This is a genomic window from Solibacillus sp. FSL K6-1523 (assembly GCF_038005225.1).
Lineage (GTDB): Bacteria > Bacillota > Bacilli > Bacillales_A > Planococcaceae > Solibacillus.
Genome location: NZ_JBBOSU010000001.1, coordinates 2,768,744 through 2,791,236, shown reverse-complemented (window position 1 = coordinate 2,791,236; position 22,493 = coordinate 2,768,744). Strand labels below are relative to the sequence as shown.

The window sequence follows — 22,493 nt, the reverse complement described above, 5'->3', positions numbered from 1 at the left end:
TATAAAAGAAGTAAAATAGCAATACTTAATCAGAAGTCGCCCAATAGCTGTGTAAGTCAGCTTTCTTATGCAATTCCAGAAGCTCTGTTTGGTTAATGCGAAACTGTCCATTTTTAAACCAAATACTAAAATCATTAATCGGAATTTCTTGCTGCTTGATTGCCACTAAAATTTGATAGATTTTCGTATTTACTTCTTCCTTTGATGTAATGGGATTTTCTTGTAAATCAATAGTAATATCTAACAGATTATACTTTTCATATGCATATAAGTCAGCATCATCGGTAGGTGGTGATGGATTATAAAGATTGACAAAAATATTTTTTGCCCCGTAGTAAGGAGCAACTATGGCTGTTACATCACGATGGCCTTCATATCGCCAGGATTCCCAAAAATAATTGTCTTGAATGCCTTCTTCACCTTGTTCGGTTCCAACAATAAAAATTAAATCGGGTCTTGCAACTGGAGACGCTTCTGCATGAAAGTTTCCATCCATTATCCAAAATAAAGGTGTCTTCAAATGGAATGGCTCATCATACTTATTTTCTAAAAAAGAAGTAAATTCTCTTTTGGCTTGTATATTTCCCCACGGTGTCCCATAAAATATTATAAATACGAAACTAACTATTAAAAAAATCAACCCGATACCGATAAATTTTCGCATATTTATTCTCCTGTTTTATGTAATAGTAATTCAAATGTATATTTTACCTAAATATACCATGCAAACGAGTCCATAATCACCCAAAAAATTCAGCCTTATTACTGATGGAAATTATCGTGCAAAACCTTTATACTTATCAAGTAGTTTTAGACTATCAGGTATATCCTGCAAATATATGAATGATAGGTGGAAAATATGAATTATCAAGTATTATTGTATTATCATTACACAACGATTGTAGATCCAGCAGCTTTTTCAGCAGCTCATTTACAAGCGTGTAAAGAAATTGGTTTAAAAGGTCGTATTTTAGTGGCGACAGAAGGTATTAATGGCACGGTATCAGGGACAAAAGAGCAGACAGCTGCTTACATGGACATGATGAAGGCTGATCCATTATTTGATGGGATTGTTTTTAAAATCGACGAGGCAGAAGGGCATGCTTTCAAAAAAATGCATGTACGTCCGCGCCCTGAATTAGTACATTTAGGGTTAGAAGCAGATGTCAATCCGCATGAATTAACAGGTCGATATTTATCACCTGAGCAATTTTTGGAAGAAATGCAAGATGAAAATACAGTTGTTTTAGATGTGCGCAATACGTATGAATATGATGTTGGTCATTTCCGTGGTGCGATTCGTCCAGACGTTGAAAATTTCCGTGATACACCAGAATGGGTACGTGAAAACAAAGAACTTTTTGAAGGTAAAAATGTTTTAACGTATTGTACAGGTGGGATTCGTTGTGAAAAATTCTCAGGGTGGATGAAGCGTGAAGGATTCGGAGATGTCGGTCAATTACATGGTGGCGTTGCAACTTACGGGAAAGACCCAGTTGCAAAAGGGCAGCTATGGGATGGTCAAATGTATGTATTTGATGAGCGTTTAACGGTGCCAATTAATCAGGTGGAGCATGTCGTAGTTGGGCGTGATCACTATGACGGGGAGCCATGTGAGCGCTACGTTAATTGTGCGAACCCAGAGTGTAATAAGCAAATTATTGCCTCTGAGGAAAACGAAGCCAAGCATCTTGGTGGCTGTACACCTGAATGTACAACACATGAGCGCAATCGTTACATCGTGCGCCATAATTTAACGGAAGAGCAAGTGCAACAAGCGCTTCAATTATTAGAAGTATAAACGATATAATCAAACGCATTCTCGAACAAAATCGGGGATGCGTTTTTACGATTTGTAGGGGTTGTTATCGTTTTTGTAGTATAATAAGTAGTCTTGTCAATGGATGTAACGATCTAAACGGACTGAAAGAATCATTTGCATTTACAACAAATGGTCATTTACAATAAAAGTTAAGGTAGTTCTGTAATGAATTACGCCTTGGCGTAATTGCGTCCAGATTTTTTTGAGCGAGCTCAAAAAACTCCCCTAAAAAATCTGTGACATCTGCCGGGGCAATAACTTGATTCAGCTGGGTTTGAACCCGCTGAAGCAAGTTATAGAACATCTATTATCAAAAGGAGGAAAACAACATGACTGAAAATAATCAATCAGAAGCACCGAAAAAGAAATTAAGTTTACAGGAGCTAGTAAAGCAGCAGCTTGAAAATAAAAAAAACCAATCGGCATCAGGTAAGGGAAGCGCAAAAGGTGATACTTCTACGAAAAAAATGAAGAGCCAGCAAACGAAAAAAACGAGCAACACGCGCAGAAAAATGGGCGTTTAATCTTGCTTAATTGAATTAAAAAAGCCCGAACGGATTTGATTCGTTCGGGCAATTTTTTTGTGCCTGAAAAAATAATTGATAAAAAGTGATTCCAATGAAAGCGTCGTTCGTCTTTAAGGGAGAGGGGGGAAATGGATGCGACGTGAGCTTTTTGATGCCCATTATGAGGCAGTTTATAAATACATACGATATTTAACGAATGATGCAGATTTAGCGCATGATTTTTTGCAGGAAACGTTTTACCGCTATTATCAAAAAAATTATACCGAGCACGAACGAACTTATTTATTAAAAATTGCCCGCAATATTGTATATGACCATTATCGTAGGAAAAAGATTTTATCGTTTTTTCATTTGAAAACAGAGCCTGAAGCGCAGGGGGAATTACCTGAGGAAGTCATAATTCAAAATGATGAGCTTGAAAAGTTATATACCGCGTTGCAACGCATTAAATGGAATTACCGTGAAGTTGTTGTACTGCGCTATATTGAGGAATATTCGGTAAAGGAAACGGCTGAAATATTAAATTGTAGTGAAGTGAAAGTGAAAAATAATACAGCGCGAGGTTTAAAAGCATTGCGAATATTGTTAGGAGGTGCGGAGGATGAATGAAGAAAAACGATTGCAGCAATTAAAGGAAATTCAAGTAGATACGGCGAAAAAAGAGCGCGACTTTCAACAAATCGCAGTACGCACTAACCGAAAAAAATTCCATTGGCAAGTGCCAGCAGCGGTCATAGGTGTTCTTTGCATCATTGTCTTTCTCGTCGCCTCCATGCCAAAGCAACAAATGCTTACGAGTGAAAATGATGAAGAACCACAGCTTGTAGCGATTTATCAGCTTTACGGGGAAGGGAATCCGAAATCGAAATGGCAAATGAGTGTCGATGAATTTACTGATCAAGATGAGCTCATACGGATGGAAGAGTTTTTGAGCAAGCTAACTTTAGTGGAGAAATCTATTCGAGAATATGAGGTTATTCGATATACGTATCGGCTAAACTATCATGATGGGACATCTCGAATTCTCATTGAATACTCAGGTCAAACGGGTCCTTATTATTATGATAAAACGAATGACCTTATTTATTCGGTAGGGGAAGATGTTGTAGCAGGTAAGATATGGCTATCGAATAAAACGAACTTGGCAAGCAGTATTGTATTTATTTTTATCGTAATAATTGTAGCGGTGTTTGGTTGGTTCATTGATCGAAAAATGCGTGATCCAAATGACAAAAAACGAAGCATTCCAAGACATTCAACTATTAAACAATCGATTGTAACGATTGTGTTGTTACTTTGCACAGGTTTGATAATGTTTATCGTTCCGCATATTCATTACTTTTATGTTGTATGTATGTTATTTTTCCTAGCAGCAATCAATATTATATTGGAAACATTTCACGACAATAATGATTGGAGAAAAATGAGCTTTGTCGTTCAAATGTTATGGCAAGCTATTTTTGCTTATATGATTTTCTGGTAGGAAATATTGTGAGAAGGTGTACAGCTGTTCTTCGGTTGTGCGCCTTTTTGATATGCAAAGATATGTGTCACATAGCAACAACAATCCAAAATATACTAATGCCAAAAGTGAGTGTGATTCCGGCGAAAATCCAACCCATCATATATTTTCTTAATTTGAAATTATTTATGCTCAACATCAAAAAGCAAATCGTCATCAAAATTTGTATCCAAATCGGTCGATCAAAGCTTTCCTTATACCAAATGAAGGAATAAAGGACTGTAATAACGAGAAGGGTAAGTGAGGCTAAAGCAATTTTTCTTAATGCACTATATTTCAGCAAACGCAAAACCTCCTAAAGCGGCTATGTATGAAAGGCTTTTTATTCAGTATATGAAAATTGTATGATTTCGTTTTCCAATATTTCAAGTAATTGTTCTTTCTTAGAACGCCTCATTATAAGGACTATACAAGACGCACAAATAATAAAGGTTTTTGGGGTAAGTATATAGAAATAGTAATATAACAATGTATGGAGGTGCTTTGATGAATTCAAACAAAGAAACACCAGAAAAACAAAGGGAACATTTAACCCAGGAAGAGCATAAAAAGAATCCAGCTGGTAATTTCAATGATCATCTGAACCGTACACAAGCGGGGATGCCTAATACTTCTGGCATGAGCGTTAAAGAAATAGGCGTATTAATTTTGATTGTTGTCGTTCTTTTTGTTGGATATAGCGTTTATAAAATGTTTTGAATTATTCCGAAATGAATTGATGGGAAGTTTTTCGAGCGAGCTCGAAAAAATCTGGACGCAATTACGCCGAGGCGTAATTGATCATAGCTTTTGATCATCCTTGGAATGTTTTGTGGTGGGCTAATAACAGTCGCTGTTTTCAATAATTTTACGGAGTCCAGCTATATAAATGTAATTCTGATAGTGTTGGGTGGGATTATTAGTTGGTTATTATTTAGTGTAATTTCAAAATTTAAAAATAGAAGAATGTAATACGATTTCAATAGCGCAAAATAAGATGATTTTTAAAAATAAAGTATATGCATTGAACGATTCAGATTACGATACCCTTACTTCTCTAACTAAGCAGTAATATAAAACTTTTTATTTTCCATGGAATTAATGTCCCTCATACAAAACGCTGAAGCCTCTGCTACTATTTGTAAGCGCGCAATCATAAAATAACCATATCTTTTGATAAAGGAGATATGTTTAATGACTGTCGCGTTAAACGTAAAGGGCAAGAATTCCATCATCATGGCAATTGATAGTAGGGCATCATGGAAGAATAGTGCGGTTCATAATGACCAATGTCAAAAAATATTCATCTTACCGAATAAAGTGACAATCTCTTTTTCGGGTAGCTTAACGCGCTTTATTTTCAATAAGGAAACGAATGAAGTTATTTCGAGATATATGGATATTAATGATTTAGTTTATGGATTGGCACATTATCCCGACAGTGAAAAGATGACAATAAACGATACGATTGAATATATCATCGGAAAGTTTTGTAGCTATTTCGCGGGATTTACGACGCAAATTCACCTCGGTGGATCTGAAGGTGGGAAATTATTTTTAGTGCTAATGGAATTTATTGATGGAAAACATATACAAAATCATCCTATCCCAATTGATAAATACGGTTACATATACAATGGCAGTGATCAAGCGCAAATTTTTAGTAGCATGATTAAAATTAGTGAACAGTATCCATCCATAAATGAGTATGAATTGGCTACGATAATTGGACAGAAAAATGATAAAGAGCTCATTGAATTTGCATATAATGTGATTGCGGAAGTGATGAAAGAAAACTTGAAGAAAAGCAAGGAGCAGCAAACGGTTGGTGGGAATATTGATATTGTGCAGATTACCAAGGATGATACAGTTTGGATAAGGAAAGACGGGAAATATGTATAAATGTATTTTACGTTATGTGCACAAACTAAGTTTTGGAAGTTAAGCTGTTTAAATTGTATCTCCCTCTGTAGTCAACTCAACAGAAGATCCCATGTCTTCGTCAAAAAGCACTCAGATTTGCATGGGGAAAATAATATAGCCGTATATCTGATGCAAAATCAATGATATACGGCTATTCGTGATGCGTAGCAAAAAGCTCCGTCTAATTTTTGTAATTCAGGCTTATGTTATAGTACAATATTATAAAGAAAAGTATGTATTTATATTTTTTATAGCTTAAGGAGAATATTATGATAAAGAGTAGAGGCTTAAAAAGATTTTTAACAGCAATTTCAATCGTGGGGTTGTCATTAAGTGTTGCAGGATGTTCAGCAAATGTTGATAAAAATAGTGAAAAACCAGAAACTAAACCAGAAGTGAGTAATTTTAAACCAGTTGAGTTTACTTATTCAGATGGGGCACAAGATTACAAAGTAACAGTTGAAACGCCAAGAGAAAGAGCCGTAACATTATCACAATTTATGACTGAAATGTTACTTGCATTAGACTTAGGAGATAAAATGATTGGAACAGCTCTTTTAGATAACCCAATCCTGCCTGAGTTTGAAGAGGCCTATAATAAAATACCTGAACTTAAAATTGGAGAAGGACATTCGGTAGCAAAAGAAGGATTTATGGCTACGGGTGCAGATTTTGTAAGTGGATGGGATTCATCGATCAGTGAACAAACGACAGGATCTCCAGATGAACTTATTGAAAAAGGTATCATTCCTTTTATGGCGAAATCATACAATCCAAGTGCTACGGTTGAAACGGTATATGAAGATTTTGAATTGCTAGGAAAGATATTTGGCGTTGAAGATAAAGCAACAGAAGTAATCAATAAAATGAAAAGTGATATAAAAGCTGTCACGGACAAATTGGGCGATATAAAAGCAGAAGAAAGAATCAAAATGATGGTATATGATTCAGGCGAAAATGATGCGATGGTAGTTGGGTCTGGGTTAGCTAATAATCTAATCGATTTAGCAGGTGGCAATAATATATTTGGGAAAGATGCAACGAAGCCTTATATCAATGTATCTTGGGAAAGTATAGTAGCAAAAGATCCTGAAGTTATATTAATAACAGATTTTATGGCAGGACAACCAGTACAAGAAAAAATTAACTTTTTAAAATCACATCCAGCACTTAAGGATGTTTCAGCGATTAAAAATAATAAACTTTATGTTGTAGGATTAGCTGACTTATCTCCAGGTATTAGAAATCCAAAAATTATAGAGCAAATGTATGGATACTTCTATGGAGAAAATAAGTAGTGGAGTCTTCAGTACAAGAACAAAGAAGCCTTTCTAAAAAGAAAGGTTTCTTATTTTGGGTTATAGCTTTAACTATAATTTTGGCAGGAACCATCATTGGAGCTATAGCGATTGGTAGTACTTATATAGAACCTGGAGAAGTTTATAAAGTATTGCTTAATAAATTATCTAATGGAATATTATTTGAAAATGCTGGCACTGTTATGACACAGAATATAATATGGGAAATACGATTACCTCGTGTATTATTAGGGGCATTATGTGGTGCTGGACTTGCCCTTTGTGGAATACTAATGCAATCTATCACTAAAAATCCAATCGCAGAACCATATATACTTGGTATTTCGTCAGGGGCATCTTGTGGAGCTGTGGCTGTCATTGTTTTAGGTGGGGTATCAGCGATAGGCATTAATAGTATTAGTGCGGGTGCATTTGTTGGGTCAATAATATCAGGAATACTAGTATTTGTTATAGGAACTCAAATGGGAAAAACGACTTCTACTACAAGGCTAGTTCTTACAGGAATGGCTATATCAACAATATTTGCAGCACTGACAAACTTGCTGATCTATTCAGCGGATAATTCAAACCAAGCTAAAAGTGCGTTGTTTTGGACTGTTGGTAGTTTAGGTGGAGCTAAGTGGGATGTATTATTATTTCCATTTATTACACTCGTAATCGTTATGGTTGTTGCATTTATTATGTCAAAATCATTAGATATATTACTTTTAGGTGATGATAGTGCCATCATACTTGGTATAAATGTAAAAATGATCAAATCCATCATATTACTATTAGCCACGTTACTTACCGCATCATTAGTTGCAATAACAGGTGCTATAGGATTTATAGGTCTGATTGTTCCTCACATTTGTAGAACGATCGCAGGAAGTGACCATAAAAAATTAATCGTTCTTTCTGCGTTAGTTGGCTCAATCTTTTTAATACTATCAGATATATTTGCAAGAGGACTTTTCCCACCAATAGAAATCCCTATAGGAATTATTACTTCATTAGTTGGAGGACCGTTTTTCTTATACTTAATTTCTAAGAAAAATTATACTTTTGGAGGGAAAGACTAATGAAGAAGCTACAAGTTAAAAATTTAAGATTCAGTATAGATAAAAAAGAAATACTGAAAGATGTATCTTTTGATGTGCCAACAGGCAGTTTTGTAGGCATTATTGGTCCGAATGGTTCGGGAAAATCAACGTTATTAAAAAATATATACAGATTATATAAACCTGCTAGCGGCGAAATACTTTTAGATAGTAAAGAATTATCTAAAATGAAAAATAAAGACTGTGCAAAAGAAATCGCCGTACTTGCACAGGAAGGAAATTCGCAGTTTGACTTTACTGTAGAGCAAATTGTTAAAATGGGAAGATATCCTTATAAATCTGCATTTGAAGATTACTCAAAAGAAGATTTGAAAATGGTTTCAGACATGTTGAAAAAAGTAGGGCTAGATAATTATAGTGATAGAAGTTTTTCGAATTTGTCAGGTGGAGAAAAACAACGGACATTAATTGCGAGAGCCTTAGTTCAAAATACAGATTTTTTAATATTAGATGAGCCGACAAATCACTTAGATATTGGATATCAAATTCAACTGATGGATTTAGTAAAGAGTCTTCATATTACGACATTATCGGCAATACATGATATGAACATTGCATCCATGTACTGTGATTATTTAATCGTCATGAAAGATGGACAAATAAAAGACTTTGGCACTGTTGAAGAAGTAATCACTTCACAAATGTTAAAAGAAATATTTGGTGTGAATGCTCATGTGGGGGTTAATCCAATCAATAAAAAATTGTTAGTATCATTTATGCATACCCACGTCCATATAGACGGGGTAGGGCATGATCATGTTCATGAAGATGGTTTCACAGGAGAACATACACATAACCAACATTAAAAATGGCCATCTATCAAAAAACGGATAGATGGCCATTCGTCATATATACCGAAAAGGTGCGCCTAATATTACATTATTCGGGTAATGTAATAATAAATGTCGTACCTTTCCCTAATTCACTTTGAACAATAATTGTTCCATTGTGTATATCGATAATTTTTTTTACAATCGATAAACCTAAGCCACTTCCACTATTCGAACGGACTCTTGCTTCATCCGCTTTATAAAATCGCTCGAAAATGTGTAGCTGATTCGCCTTTGAAATGCCGATCCCCGTATCTGAAATTGTAACAATCACTTGATTTTCCTTTTTTACTAAATGAATCGTTATTTTACCGTAATCAGGTGTGAATTTAATGCAATTATGAATGAGGTTAATCCATACTTGACTCATTAAATCTTCGTCTGCTAATAGAATTATTTTTTCTAAATGCAAATCGAATTCTATATTTTTTTGAATCCAATTCGGCTCACTAGCTAAAATGATTGTGCGCAATTGTTGATCAAGGGCGTAATTTTCTTTCTCAACTAAGTGGTTTTCAGCTTCAAGTGATGTGAGCTTCAATAAATTATCACTTAGTTTTGATAATCGGCGGCTTTCCGTTTCGATAATCGTTAAATAGTGCTGCTGTTGCTCTACTGAAAGCTGCTTGTGTTGCAATGCTTGTGCGAAACCGACAATGGATGTTAGGGGGGATTGAATTTCATGAGAAACATTTGAAATAAATTCCTGGCGCATATCCTCCATTTGTTGTAATTGCTTTGCCATATGGTTAAATTGATCGACCAGTTCTGTGAAATCATTTCGGTCATTCATTTTAAAATCCAAATAGACATTAAAATCACCACTCGCAATTTTACGTAGTGCTGAAACGACTTCTAAATAGTAGTTCCGGCGCTTATTCGGTAAGAAATAGTGCATCATAATACCGATGGATGTCATGATTAAAATACCTAAGATTATTGTAAAGAAAAAGCGAATATAGCCCGATGTTGGAATCGGGCTATATTCTATTAAAAAGTATGCGGCAGAAAAACAACTAACGATATACAGTGTGAAAAATAACGTACCTAGTATTGGCTTCACAATCTGTTTCGTCATCGCTCATTCAGCTCCAAACGATAGCCTAATCCCCAAATCGTTTTTATACGAAATGCACATGTATCTTCTGGAAATCTTTCGCGCAATCGTTTAATATGAACATCGACTGTTCTTTCGTCACCTTCATAGTCATATCCCCAAATATCTTCAATCAACTGTTCACGTGAAAAAGTTTTACCAGGATAGTTGCCAAGTTTAAATAATAATTCAAATTCTTTTAATGGAATCGTATATTCTAAATCGTTCAAAACAATTTCATAAGTTTTGCGATTCATTTTTAGTTCTCCAATATAAAGGGTATGTGATAGTGCGATGTTGTACCGTTTTAGCAATGCTTTTACACGGACCACTAATTCGATTGGCTCGAACGGTTTAACGAGATAATCGTCTGCACCAAGGTTGAAACCTTTTACTTTTTGAGAAGTTTCGCCTCTAGCAGTCAACATTAAAATGGGAATATCGCTGAAATGGCGAATTTCTTGACAAAGCTGCCAGCCATTCATATTCGGCATCATAATATCGATAATTGCTAAATCTATTTTCACTTTTTCTAATACAGCCATTGCTTCAACTCCATCAGATGCTTCAAAAAGATCGAAGCCCTCTTGATTCAAAAAGAGCTGTATTAGCTCTCGAATATGTGAATCATCATCAACAATTAATAGTTTTGTCATGCAACATCATTCCTTTTCATGAATTACGCGATTTCAAGTGTGTGTAGTTGCTGATCGGCAAACTCACGGTATAATGCATGTGATTTGTATAGCTCTGAATGACGGCCGCTTCCTGTAATGCTTCCTTTCTCAAGGAAAATAATTTGATCTGAATCAATGATAGTAGATAAGCGGTGTGCAATGACAATTGTTGTGCGGCCTTTCATTAAATCATTTAATGCTTGTTGGACCACTTTTTCGGATTTACTATCAAGACTAGATGTGGCTTCATCCAACATTAATATTTGAGGATTTCTTAAAAATGCACGAGCAATTGCAATTCGTTGTCGTTGTCCACCTGAAAGTTTCATCCCTCTTTCACCGACTTCCGTATGATAACCATTTGGAAGATCCGCGATAAACTGATCGGCATACGCCATTTTTGCAACGTTATTTATTTCTTCATCCGTTACATCACGTTCTAAACCGTACGTAATATTATCGCGAATAGAGCCTGAAACAATAGGACTTTCTTGTGACACATAACCAATTTGATTTCGCCATGAATGTAATGAAAAATCGTTGATGGATTTGCCGCCAATTGAAATAATACCGTCAGTTGGCGTGTAGTAACGTTCGAAAAGGGAGAATAATGTTGTTTTCCCACTACCACTTGGTCCAACAATCGCCGTTACTTTACCAGCTTCTACATTGAAGGAAATGTCCTTTAAAATTTGTTTTTCATCATTGTAGCTATAATTGACGTGTTCGACTTTAATCGTTTCATTCGAATTTTGAATTACCTCCGTTGCATCTTGTTCTACCGGGGTTTCTAAAATGCTAATAATGCGTTCTGTTGCGCCAGTTGCCTTTTGGAAATGTGTAAAGAAAGTAGCCATTTGCGCCATTGGCATCATAATTTGGAATAAATACATAATGAAAGCAACTAATGCACCAGTCGTTAATGCACCTGAAGAAACGCGCATACCACCATAACCTAATAATAGAACAAGTAGCGTCATCATGACTAGGCTAATGATTGGACCAAGCACCGATTGGATTTTTGCTTCTTTTAGGCCGAAATGAAACAAATTCATAATTTTTTGTTTCCCGTTTTGATATTCAATTTTTTCTGCATTTGAAGATTTCATAAGGCGGATTTCAGATAATACTTGTTGAAGCACCGCGGTGAATGTAGCGGTCTCATCTTGCATACCTTTTGAAATTTTGTGCATTGCTTTCCCAAGTGGGATTAAAATGAGCGCAGCAATCGGAAACGCAATAAACATGATGGTTGTCATTTTCCAATCAAGAATGAATAAGACAATGATAGAACCAATAATAGAAATCGTACCAGCAATAAAGTTTGCTAAATGCTCAGAGATTAATGCCTTTACAATGGATGTATCATTTGTCATCCGACTAACGGTTTCGCCTGAAGGATGTTCGTCAAAATAGCTAACAGGCAAGACAAGTAGCTTCTTCCAAAGCCTTTCCCGAATACCTGCCACAACAGATTGGCCGATGCGATTTAATAAGTAAATGGAAAAACCACTTGCTACAGCTTGTGCAAGAATCGCGATAATTACAATTGTAATATTGCCTGCATTTAATGAGCTAATTGAAAAGTCATTAATAAGGTTTGCGGTGAAGAGCGGGACTAACAAGCCAACACCAGTTGTTGTTAAACTAAGTAATAACGCAATGAAAATCATGACTTTAGAAGGTTTTGTTTCCATAATTAATCGGAAAAACTGACCTAATCCTTTTTGTTTTTTTACTTCATTCATGTATATACTTCCTTTCGAGTTATGTTTACAAATGAAGTATATAAAAAAGTTGTGAACTGAATATGAACTGCTGAACGATATGTAAAAATAAAAAATCAGATTGAAGAGTTATTAATATAAAAGGGAATGGTTTTGTGCGAATTTTCGTTTCAATAAGGGATGCTAACTATGTAAGCTTTCTTTTTTGTTTTGGAGGATAGCTTTACAAGGTGATGTCATTCAGGCATGAAATATAAATTCTGTTCCTTTGGGAAGAATGAAAATACCTAAATAACTATTGAAAAAATTGGTACAGTTAAAGGTATTAGATCTCCCAAACGGTTGGTAGAAATATTGATATTGTGCAAATTACGAAAAATGATACATTTTGAACGTTCTTAATTCAAAACGATAGCTTTTACTATGTATTAAAATAGATAGCTTCACATAATGGTATTACGATCTATTCAGTAACAAAATCGTTTTGTATTAATTAAAAAATGAATGGATAATGGATTCTTTCGTTTAGTTTAATGAATATTCAGAAATTTCGTTGACAAAAAAAATTTTCACCTGTAAAATCCTTGATTAGGAAGGGGGGATTAAAGTGGAAACGAAAGAACGAAAAAAATATTCAGTTCCTGCATTAGAAAATGCTGTTCAAATTTTAAAGCTCTTAAGTCGAAATCGATTTAAAGAAAGTACCGTGACAGAAATAGCAAATGCCTTAGCTTTGAACCCAGCTACCTGTTATCGAATATTACAAAGTCTTGAAGAATTTTCATTTGTTCGTTACGAAAGGGTTAATAAAAGGTATACATTAGGTCCATATTTAGTTGTTTTAGGAGAACGTGCAAAAGAGCATCTTAACTATTTAGCAATCATTAAGCCATATCTCGAACAATTAACGCAGCAAACGGGTTTAACTTCTATGCTAGTAAATAAAGTGAGTGACGATAAAGTAGCGATTTTATCTAAGGTAGAAGGTAATGACTTTGGTATTCATGTATCAATTGGAAGACATTTTTCCATTACGGATGGTGCATTTGGTATGTGCTTCCTTGCTTTCTTAGAGAAAGAAGAAAGAGATTATCATTTAAAGCAAGATGGTGGTTTAAAAACATTCGATGAAGCAGAAATCGATTCGATAGAAGAAAGTATCCAAAAGGTTCGAGAAGAGGGCTATTATGTTACTTTTGGGGAATATCTTAAAGGAATATGTTGTGTAGCAGCTCCGATTTTTGCTGATGGAAATAAAGTAGACTTATCAATTGCCTTAGTCGGCTTAACTGCTCAAATCGATAAATCTGAGTTAAGTGAAAAGGGAGAATTAATGAAAAAGGCTGCGAATGAAATTACGAATAAAATTACGAGATAAAAAATTTGTGAGATTTTGCCGGAATGGCTTTTCAAATAGATGACGAAAAATTAAAAGTGGGGGGATTAGATGGGCGTTTTATTTTTTGAAGATTTTGAAGTAGGTAGTGTATTAGAAACACCGGCACGTACGATTACAGAAAGTGATGTATTAGCGTTTGCTGGTTTATCTGGTGATTATAATGCGCTTCACACAGACATTGAAACATGTAAAAATACAAAGTTTGGACAAAGAATTGCTCACGGTTTATTAGGGATTTCCATTGCAACAGGTTTAACAAGTAGATTAGGAATTTTTGAAGGGTCCGCTGTTGCCCTGTTAGGTATTAATAATTGGAAGTTTTTAAATCCAATATTTTTTGGAGATACAATTCATGTTCGTTTAACGATTACAGATAAACGCCTGTCAAAATCTAATCCGGATACGGGTGTGCTTTCGAGGTCCTACGAAATTGTAAATCAAAGAGGCGAAGTTGTTCAAAAAGGTGAAATGCCGGTAATGATTCGAACGAAAAATTCAGTGACAAGTGGAGCAATTTGATTAATTAGCAAAAAAAGGAGGACTCTTTGTGGGTGCATTAACAGGTGTAAAAGTTTTGGATTTATCTCGACTGCTACCGGGTCCATATTGCTCTTTAATGATGGCGGACTATGGGGCAGAAGTAATTAAAATAGAAGAGCCGGGCCAAGGGGATTATATAAGATGGCGTAAACCCGCGATTGAAAGCATAGGAGCGCGGCATTTAACAGTAAATAGAAATAAAAAAAGTATCGAAATAAATTTAAAAACGGACGAAGGAAAAGAGATATTTAAACAGCTCGCTGTAGATGCTGATGTCATATTGGAAAGCTTTCGTCCAGGGGTAATGGATCGACTTGGGATTGGTTATGAAGAAATATCCAAAATTAACAAAGGCATCGTTTATTGTTCTTTAACGGGATATGGTCAGACGGGTCCTTATCGAAATACGCCTGGTCACGATATTAATTATATTGGATATAGTGGGGTTTTAGGTCTTATTGGAGAAAAAGATGGTAAGCCGATCGTTCCGGGTGTTCAAATTGCTGATCTTGGCGGTGGTGCATTAATGGCTTTGTCAGGTATTATGATGGCTCTTTTCCATAAAGAAAAAACAGGTGATGGGCAATATATCGACGTTTCCATGCTAGACGGAGCAGTAACATGGCTATATGCTTCTTTATCGGATTACTTCGCTTCTGGACAAATTCCGGAAAGAGGAAGCAATCGTTTGGATGGTCACTTTGCCTTTTACAATATTTATGAAACAAAGGATCACAAATATTTAGCAATTGGCGCGGCTGAGCTGAAGTTCTGGACGAAAATTTGTGAAATTATCGAAAAACCTGAATGGATTGAGCTTCATGAAGGGGCAGAGGAAGTGCAAGATTATTTAAAGAAAGAATTAAGTACGCTCTTTATCCAAAAGAATCAAAAGGATTGGCTTGATATGCTCGAAACAGAAGAGACATGTGTTGGTCCAGTATATAGCGTTGATGAAATGATGAATGATCCACAAATAATGGATCGAAAATTATTGACTGAAATGGAGCATCCAACAGCGGGAATCATTAAACAAATTGGCTTCCCAATCAAATTTTCACATACGCCAGGTGAGATTTATACGCATGCCCCTCTATTAGGTGAGCATACGGATGAAATATTACTAGGGTTAGGTTTTTCTACAAATCGGATTGAAGAACTTAAAAATCGTGGCGTGATTGGTAGTCAAACGTCCAATGCGATTTGACTAATTAGTTTCGCATTAGTGACATGAAACGTTAGTGAGAGGAGAAAGAGAATGGCATTCGTTGAATATAATCGAATTGGTGAAGATGGTACAATCGCAGAAATTATACTTAATCGTCCAGAAAGTAGAAATGCTTTTAACTCAGAAATGGCAACACAAATTCTTGAGATCTTTCAAAATATAGCTAGTAGTGATGTAAGGGTCGTGCTCTTAACATCTTCTAATTCCAAATCATTTTGTTCGGGAGCAGATTTAAAAGAAAGAAACAATATGACAGAAACTGAATGGAAAGAACAACATAAGCTTTTTCAAACGATGTTTAACACGATCAAAGAGTTAAAGCAACCTGTAATCGCAGTAGTGGATGGGTATGCATTAGCTGGGGGATTCGAAATGATCTTAAATTGCGACATGATCGTGGCGGCTAAAACGGCTACTTTTGGATTACCAGAAGTAACACGTGGCATCATGCCAGGTGGTGGTGGCACGCGATTATTAGCAAAAGGAATTGGTATTCAAAAAGCAAAAGAATGGGTTTGTACGGGTAAGCTTGTGACAGCTGAAGAAGCAGACCGAGCTGGATTACTCAACTATCTTGTAGAATCAGATGAAATAAGAGAGATTGCTATAGTACTAGCTGAGAGGATTGCGAATAACGCTCCTTTAGCAGTTCAAAATTGTAAAGTGGCAGTTGAGGAAATGTTTGGGATGCCAGATCATGATGCTCGGAAAATAGAAATAGAATTATATAATCGCTGTATCAATACAGAAGATCGTTTAGAGGGCGTACTTGCATTTGTAGAAAAAAGAACACCACAATTTTCAGGGAAGTAAGATTTTCTATTTTATTTTTAACTTAAATTAACTGAATATTTTTTATTATCTAAATATAATATTTGGAGGTTTATCGTATGATTAGTACAAGTGTAAAAGAGAAGGCGCAATTTCATGATGAATTAAGACAAAGTGTGCGCATGGTTTGCAGTAAATTCCCGGATTCCTACTGGAGAGAGCTTGATGCGAAATTAGCATATCCAGAAGAATTTGTTCAAGAGATTACTAAAAATGGCTTTTTAGCAGCTCTTATTCCTGAACAATATGGTGGTTCGGGGCTTGGCATTACAGAAGCTTCTATTATATTAGAAGAAATTAATCGTTCAGGTGGAAATGCAGGTGCATGTCACGCTCAAATGTATACGATGGGCACATTACTTCGACATGGTAGCGAAAAGCAAAAATCAGAATACTTACCGAAAATTGCAGATGGCTCGCTTCGTCTACAGGCTTTTGGTGTAACGGAACCGAATACAGGAACAGACACGACACAATTAACAACGTTTGCTGAGCGAAAAGGCGACAAATATATCGTCAATGGTCAGAAGGTATTTATTTCACGAGTAGCGCATTCTGATCTAATGATTTTATTAGTTCGTACAACGCCAATTGAACAGGTGAAGAAAAAAACGGAAGGTCTCTCTGTTTTATTAGTAGATTTGAGAGAAGCAATTGATAACGGCATTTCAGTTCGCCCGATTCGAACAATGATGAATCATGCAACGACTGAATTGTTTATTGAAAATTTAGAAGTGCCTGTTGAAAATTTAATCGGTGAAGAAGGAAAGGGCTTTAAATATATTTTAGATGGTATGAATGCTGAACGTGTTTTAATCGCTGCTGAATGTATAGGGGACGGTCGTTGGTTTATTGAACGTGCGTCAAATTATGCGAAGGATAGAGTTGTTTTTAATCGACCAATTGGCCAAAATCAAGGGGTTCAATTTCCGATTGCACGAGCGCATGTCAATATAGAGGCGGCTGATTTGATGCGATTTAAAGCGGCGGAGCTATTTGATACAGGGCAAAAATGTGGAGCAGAAGCAAATATGTCTAAATTGCTAGCGGCAGATGCATCTTGGGAAGCGGCCAATGTTGCGCTACAAACGCATGGTGGATTTGGTTTTGCAGAAGAGTATGACATTGAAAGAAAGTTCAAAGAAACACGTTTATATCAAGTAGCGCCTATTTCAACGAACTTAATTTTGTCATTTGTTTCGGAGCATGTTTTAGGATTACCAAGATCTTATTAAGAGGAGGGATCGGTTTGATTTTTCCAAAGGAAATTGAAATTATCGAAGTGGGACCTCGGGACGGTTTGCAAAATGAACCGAAGCAAATTTCTACGGAACAAAAAAAGCAGTTAATTTCTCAATTATATGCAGCGGGGATAGAAAGAATGGAAACCGTCTCATTTGTCAATCCAAAATTGGTCCCGCAAATGGCTGATAGTGCGGAAATAGCGCAATTTTGTAATGATCTCGGGCTTCAATATATTGCATTAACGCCGAACGTGAAAGCGATTGACCGAGCGATTGAGGCAAAGGTTCCGCAAATTGCTGTTTTCGTCGGAGCGAGCTCAACATTTAATCAAAAAAATATTAATAAAACGACATCCGAATCACTTATTGAATGTAAGCCTATATTTGAAAAAGCGAAAAAAGAAGATATTTTTATTCGTGCCTATGTTTCGATGGCCTTTACTTGTCCGTACGAAGGGCATGTCAGCTTTTCAGATGTAGTGGATGTGTGTAAGCATTTTATTGAACTAGGTGCCGATGAAATTGACATCGGTGATACGAATGGGAAGGCAAATCCGAAAATGGTTTATGAGCGTTTTTCGAGATTAAAAGATTTGTTTCCTGAGACGACGTTTGTTGGTCATTTTCATGATACTCAAAAGATGGCGTTAGAGAATGTGCTTGCTGCTATGCAAGCGGGTGTCACAAAATTTGATAGTTCGATCGGTGGATTAGGAGGGTGTCCATTTTCTCCAGGAGCTACCGGAAATGTTTCAACAGAAGAGTTAGTGAGGATGCTAACAGAAATGGGCTGTCAAACAAATTTGGATGTCGATCAGTTACTCAAAATCAGTCCATATGCTAAAAGTCTTTCAAGCCGAATCTAAAAATAAAAAATAGGGGTGTTACGATGAAACATGCTGTGATTATCGATTCAGTTCGTACTGCGGTTGGCAGAATGGGTGAAACATTAAAAAATGTTGAGGTGGATCATTTAGCTGCTAAAGTTCTCGATGAAATTACGGTTCGTACTCAAATAGAAAAAAGTATGGTGGATGAGGTGATTTTGGGACAGGCAAAACAAAGCACGGATTCTCCTAACTTAGCTCGATTAGCATTGCTTCGTGCGGAATTTCCAATTGAAGTGCCAGGCTATACAGTGCACCGTCAATGCGGCTCGGGCATTCAAGCGATGAATAGTGGTGCACAACAAATTATGTGTGGATTAGCGGATATTATTATTGCTGGTGGTGCAGAAAGTATGAGTACAGCACCTTATTATTTAAGAAATGCTCGTTACGGGTTTCAAGTAGGGAATGCTGAAATTTTAGATTCAAATACTGAAAGTCAACCGCGTGCCCAGCCTATTGAAACGTATGGACATTTAACGATGGGGATGACTGCTGAAAACTTGGCGGTAAAATATTCGATTTCACGCACAGAGCAAGATGAATTTGCTTTGCGTAGTCAAGAAAATGCCAAGAGAGCGATTGATTCAGGCTATTTCTTAGATCAAATTGTGCCATTTGAAGTGAAGACAAAAAAGGAAATAATTGAATTTAAAGTGGATGAACATCCAAGAGAGACGAGTATGGAAAAACTTTCAAAGTTACAACCGGTATTTAAAAAGAATGGTACGGTTACGGCTGGTAATACAAGTGGACGGAATGATGGTGCAGGAGTTGTCTTATTAATGTCTGAAGATGCTGCTGCTCGCCATGGTAAAAAACCGAAGGCAAGAATTATCGCGCAAGCAGCGGCTGGTGTTTCGCCAGAAATTATGGGGATCGGTCCTGCACCTTCGACTCGTAAAGCATTACAGCAAGCAGGTTTATCATTGAATGATATCGGCTTAATCGAATTAAATGAAGCATTTGCTGCTCAAGCTTTGGCGGTTATTAAAGAATTGGACTTAAACATGGATCGGGTAAACGTCAACGGTGGTGCGATCGCTTTAGGGCATCCGCTTGGTGGTACAGGGGGCGTCTTAATGACAAAGCTGCTTCATGAAATGGAAAGACGTGGCGAGAAATACGGCTTAGTGACGTTCTGTATCGGTGGCGGCTTAGGGATTACAACAATCGTTGAAAACCTACAAGTTTAGTAACTTAAAAGTAGTGAGGTAAACATGATGAATGATTGGTTAACTCTTTATCGAGAGAAAAAAGTGAGTCTAGAAACAGCGGTCGCTACGATACAATCTGAGCATAACATTTTTCTAGCACCATTTTGTAATGAACCACAAACGTTAGTAAGTGAGTTAATCCAGCAAAGAGAGCGTTTAAAGGGTGCTACGCTTTACAATGTGATCGTTGGTAGTCCGAGTTTGTATGCTGTTTCGGATAATTATAAATATTTTAAAATCCGTAGTTTTCTGAGTTCCTCTAAATTAAAAAAAGCATTTCTTGAAGGGGACTGTGATTATATTCCATTAAATTTATCAGAAATTCCTGAATGGATTAGCCACGGGAAAATGGATGTAGCAATGATTCAAGTCACACCTCCGAATAAAGCTGGTTTTTGTAATCTAGGAATTTCAGTAGATGTCGTTCCATCACTAGTAAAACATGCAACCGTTGTCATTGCAGAAGTAAACGAGGATCTTCCTTGGACGAATGGTGAAACGCAAATTCATGTATCCAATATCGATTATTTTGTAGAATCGAAGCAGCCATTGTTATCAATCCCTAATGAAAAACCTAATGATACAGAATTGAAGATTGGTCACTACGTTGCTGAATTAATACCCGATTATGCAACGATTCAATTGGGTGTCGGTAAAGTAGCCAATAGTATAATGCTCGCTTTAAAAGACAAAAGAGGGCTTGGCATTCATTCGGGTTCAATTATTGATGCTGTAATTGATTTGATCGAAATGGGAGTTATTACAAATGAGCGGAAGGAAATCGATACTTATCAAACAGTATGTACAGCATTAACCGGCTCTGATAAATTGTATCGTTATTGCCATGAAAATGAGGGAATTCAACTATTACCTGCGGATTATACGCATAATGCAGCAGTAATTTCAAAGATAAGTAATTTTTATGCGATTAATTCGTCGCTAGAGGTCGATATTTTTGGTCAAATCAATGCAGAGCAAGTAAGTAGTTACCCAGTTGCTGGAGTAGGGGGGCAAATGGATTTCATACAAGGCGCGAAGCTATCACAAGGTGGGAAGTCGATTATTGCGCTTCCTTCAACTGCTAAACAGGGATTGGAATCACGCATTAAAGCTAAAATTCCCTATGTAACGTCTGTTAAATCAGATATTGACTATGTTGTAACAGAGTATGGTATTGCGTCGTTACATGGAAAATCATTAAAGGAACGTGCAAAACAATTAATTGCGATCGCACATCCAGATTTTCGCGAGGAATTATCTGAATCCTTATTTTAACAATGAAGGAGGAGATTTTTGATGCATTCATTAGAAGGAATAAAAGTTTTAGACTTATCAAGAACGCTAGCTGGTCCTTTTTGCACAATGCTTTTAGGAGACCAAGGAGCCGAAGTAATTAAGATTGAACAGCCAATTGTAGGGGACGAAGCAAGACGCTTTACACCGCCCACTTTGGACGGGGAAAGCAGTTATTACTTGTCTGCCAATCGAAATAAAAAAAGTGTGACCGTTGATTTGAAAAGCGAGGAAGGAAAACAAATTATTTATAAACTCGCAAAAGAAGCAGATATTTTAGTAGAAAATTTTCGTACGGGCACACTTGAAGAACTTGGATTTGGTTATGAAACGTTAAAAGAAATCAATCCACGTTTAATTTATTGCTCGATTTCGGGATTTGGGAGAACTGGTCCGGAAAGTAAGCGAGCGGGCTATGATTTATTGCTACAAGGTTACGGTGGTTTAATGAGCATCACTGGTGAAGAAGATGGTCCACCCGTGAAGGCGGGGATGTCGATTGTTGATTTAACAACCGGAATGTTTGCTGTATATGGTATTTTAAGTGCATTATTTCATGCGCAAAGAACAGGAGAAGGACAATTTGTTGATGTCAGTTTACTCGATGGACAAATCACCCTTTTAAACTATATTGCGACCAGTTTTTGGGCTACAGGAAAAAATCCAGGTAGAATGGGATCCTCTCATCCGACGATTGCACCCTATCAATCATTTGAAGCCAAAGATATGACAATCATTTTAGCTGTCGCAAATGATAGTCTATGGCAGAAAATGTGCGATGTTCTGGAGTGGCAGGATATGAAAGACGATTTTCGCTTTGCTAAAAACATCGATCGTGTTACGAATCGAGAGGCTTTAATAGATATTCTTTCAAAACGAATCGCTACTATTGAAAGTGAAGAATTATTTACAAAATTAGATGCCGTGGGTGTTCCTTGTGGTCCTATTCATACGATTGAACAAGTATTAAATCACCCTCAAGTACTAGCAAGAGATATGATTCTCGAAATCGAGCATCCGACTGTTAACGGACTTAAAGTGCCAGGTTTTCCAGTCAAGTTTTCTGATACCCCATCATCGCTACGACATCATCCACCTCTTTTAGGAGAGCATACAGATAACGTTTTATCACAATTAGGCTATACAGAACTGGAAATCAACGAATTAAGAGAACGAGGGGCGATTTGATTTTTTTTTATAAATTAGGATTACTTTCCTATCTTTAGCCTGACTTTGTAGAATTCAACCATAATAAATATGATTTTGAAGTAAATGCAAATAGGATACACGTAAATATTAATTCTCGTTGCTGTGATCGGTCTCTTACTTTGT

23 protein-coding genes are annotated in these 22,493 nt (G+C 36.4%); 18 read left to right on the top strand and 5 right to left on the bottom strand.

Going from position 1 to position 22,493, the window contains the following annotated elements:
- Positions 1–25: 25 nt before the first annotated feature.
- Entirely contained in the window at positions 26–664 is a 639-nt protein-coding gene (locus MHI10_RS13420) for a hypothetical protein (protein ID WP_340786135.1), read from the bottom strand.
- Positions 665–859: 195 nt separating this feature from the next.
- Between MHI10_RS13420 and trhO the strand changes: the two genes are divergently transcribed.
- From trhO to MHI10_RS13400, 4 genes are all read left to right on the top strand, one after another.
- Positions 860–1,801, top strand: a complete 942-nt coding sequence (trhO, locus tag MHI10_RS13415) for an oxygen-dependent tRNA uridine(34) hydroxylase TrhO (RefSeq protein WP_340786133.1) — start codon at positions 860–862, stop codon at positions 1,799–1,801.
- A 350-nt stretch (positions 1,802–2,151) separates the two neighbouring features.
- Positions 2,152–2,346, top strand: a complete 195-nt coding sequence (locus MHI10_RS13410) for a hypothetical protein (RefSeq protein WP_340786130.1) — start codon at positions 2,152–2,154, stop codon at positions 2,344–2,346.
- A gap of 135 nt (positions 2,347–2,481) precedes the next feature.
- Positions 2,482–2,958 carry an RNA polymerase sigma factor gene (locus MHI10_RS13405; RefSeq protein WP_340786128.1) on the top strand — a complete coding sequence of 159 codons (477 nt, stop codon included), beginning with the start codon at positions 2,482–2,484 and terminating at the stop codon, positions 2,956–2,958.
- Positions 2,951–3,832 carry a hypothetical protein gene (locus MHI10_RS13400; protein WP_340786126.1) on the top strand — a complete coding sequence of 294 codons (882 nt, stop codon included), beginning with the start codon at positions 2,951–2,953 and terminating at the stop codon, positions 3,830–3,832. The genes MHI10_RS13405 and MHI10_RS13400 overlap by 8 nt, the downstream gene beginning before the upstream one ends.
- A 67-nt stretch (positions 3,833–3,899) precedes the next feature.
- On the opposite strand, the gene MHI10_RS13395 is transcribed toward MHI10_RS13400, so the two are convergent.
- Positions 3,900–4,154 (bottom strand): hypothetical protein, encoded by a 255-nt coding sequence (locus MHI10_RS13395; RefSeq protein ID WP_340786122.1) that lies wholly within the window; start codon positions 4,152–4,154, stop codon positions 3,900–3,902.
- Between the two features lie 203 nt (positions 4,155–4,357).
- Here MHI10_RS13395 and MHI10_RS13390 point away from each other — a divergent pair, with 203 nt between their 5' ends.
- The 5 genes from MHI10_RS13390 (at position 4,358) to MHI10_RS13370 (ending at position 8,998) form a co-directional block, all read left to right on the top strand.
- Positions 4,358–4,570, top strand: coding sequence for a DUF6366 family protein (locus tag MHI10_RS13390; RefSeq protein ID WP_340786119.1), 213 nt, complete (start codon positions 4,358–4,360; stop codon positions 4,568–4,570).
- Positions 4,571–5,044: 474 nt separating this feature from the next.
- On the top strand, positions 5,045–5,752 hold the full coding sequence (locus MHI10_RS13385) for a hypothetical protein (protein WP_340786115.1): 708 nt from the start codon (positions 5,045–5,047) through the stop codon (positions 5,750–5,752).
- Positions 5,753–6,042: 290 nt separating this feature from the next.
- Positions 6,043–7,071, top strand: coding sequence for an ABC transporter substrate-binding protein (locus tag MHI10_RS13380; RefSeq protein ID WP_340786112.1), 1,029 nt, complete (start codon positions 6,043–6,045; stop codon positions 7,069–7,071).
- Positions 7,071–8,153, top strand: coding sequence for a FecCD family ABC transporter permease (locus MHI10_RS13375; RefSeq protein ID WP_340786110.1), 1,083 nt, complete (start codon positions 7,071–7,073; stop codon positions 8,151–8,153). The genes MHI10_RS13380 and MHI10_RS13375 overlap by 1 nt, the downstream gene beginning before the upstream one ends.
- Entirely contained in the window at positions 8,153–8,998 is an 846-nt protein-coding gene (locus MHI10_RS13370; protein WP_340786108.1) for an ABC transporter ATP-binding protein, read from the top strand. The genes MHI10_RS13375 and MHI10_RS13370 overlap by 1 nt, the downstream gene beginning before the upstream one ends.
- Positions 8,999–9,071: 73 nt before the next feature.
- Here the strand turns inward: MHI10_RS13370 and MHI10_RS13365 are convergent, their stop codons facing one another.
- From MHI10_RS13365 to MHI10_RS13355, 3 genes are read right to left on the bottom strand one after another with little or no spacing between them, the layout of a single operon-like run.
- Entirely contained in the window at positions 9,072–10,100 is a 1,029-nt protein-coding gene (locus MHI10_RS13365; RefSeq protein ID WP_340786105.1) for a sensor histidine kinase, read from the bottom strand.
- Positions 10,097–10,774 (bottom strand): response regulator transcription factor, encoded by a 678-nt coding sequence (locus MHI10_RS13360; protein WP_340786102.1) that lies wholly within the window; start codon positions 10,772–10,774, stop codon positions 10,097–10,099. Before MHI10_RS13360 ends, MHI10_RS13365 begins: the two co-directional genes overlap by 4 nt.
- 23 nt (positions 10,775–10,797) lie before the next feature.
- A complete protein-coding gene (locus tag MHI10_RS13355; RefSeq protein WP_340786099.1) occupies positions 10,798–12,543 on the bottom strand; it encodes an ABC transporter ATP-binding protein in 1,746 nt (581 codons plus the stop codon).
- Positions 12,544–13,129: 586 nt separating this feature from the next.
- Between MHI10_RS13355 and MHI10_RS13350 the strand changes: the two genes are divergently transcribed.
- The 9 genes from MHI10_RS13350 (at position 13,130) to MHI10_RS13310 (ending at position 22,349) form a co-directional block, all read left to right on the top strand.
- Positions 13,130–13,900 (top strand): IclR family transcriptional regulator, encoded by a 771-nt coding sequence (locus MHI10_RS13350; RefSeq protein ID WP_340786097.1) that lies wholly within the window; start codon positions 13,130–13,132, stop codon positions 13,898–13,900.
- Between the two features lie 69 nt (positions 13,901–13,969).
- Positions 13,970–14,440, top strand: coding sequence for a MaoC/PaaZ C-terminal domain-containing protein (locus tag MHI10_RS13345; protein ID WP_340786095.1), 471 nt, complete (start codon positions 13,970–13,972; stop codon positions 14,438–14,440).
- A gap of 28 nt (positions 14,441–14,468) precedes the next feature.
- Positions 14,469–15,668, top strand: a complete 1,200-nt coding sequence (locus MHI10_RS13340; RefSeq protein ID WP_340786094.1) for a CaiB/BaiF CoA transferase family protein — start codon at positions 14,469–14,471, stop codon at positions 15,666–15,668.
- 51 nt (positions 15,669–15,719) lie between these two features.
- Positions 15,720–16,502, top strand: a complete 783-nt coding sequence (locus MHI10_RS13335) for an enoyl-CoA hydratase/isomerase family protein (protein ID WP_340786092.1) — start codon at positions 15,720–15,722, stop codon at positions 16,500–16,502.
- Between the two features lie 77 nt (positions 16,503–16,579).
- Positions 16,580–17,755: an acyl-CoA dehydrogenase family protein gene (locus MHI10_RS13330; protein ID WP_340786090.1), complete on the top strand. Its 1,176-nt coding sequence runs from the start codon at positions 16,580–16,582 to the stop codon at positions 17,753–17,755.
- Positions 17,756–17,769: 14 nt separating this feature from the next.
- Complete coding sequence (locus MHI10_RS13325; RefSeq protein WP_340786088.1) at positions 17,770–18,630, top strand: hydroxymethylglutaryl-CoA lyase; 861 nt, start codon at positions 17,770–17,772, stop codon at positions 18,628–18,630.
- A 23-nt stretch (positions 18,631–18,653) separates the two neighbouring features.
- A complete protein-coding gene (locus MHI10_RS13320) occupies positions 18,654–19,847 on the top strand; it encodes a thiolase family protein (RefSeq protein WP_340786085.1) in 1,194 nt (397 codons plus the stop codon).
- A gap of 27 nt (positions 19,848–19,874) precedes the next feature.
- The gene (locus tag MHI10_RS13315; RefSeq protein WP_340786083.1) at positions 19,875–21,143 is read left to right on the top strand and encodes an acetyl-CoA hydrolase/transferase family protein; all 1,269 of its coding nucleotides are present in this window, start codon (positions 19,875–19,877) and stop codon (positions 21,141–21,143) included.
- Between the two features lie 21 nt (positions 21,144–21,164).
- Positions 21,165–22,349: a CaiB/BaiF CoA transferase family protein gene (locus tag MHI10_RS13310; protein ID WP_340786080.1), complete on the top strand. Its 1,185-nt coding sequence runs from the start codon at positions 21,165–21,167 to the stop codon at positions 22,347–22,349.
- The last annotated feature ends 144 nt before the right edge of the window (positions 22,350–22,493 follow it).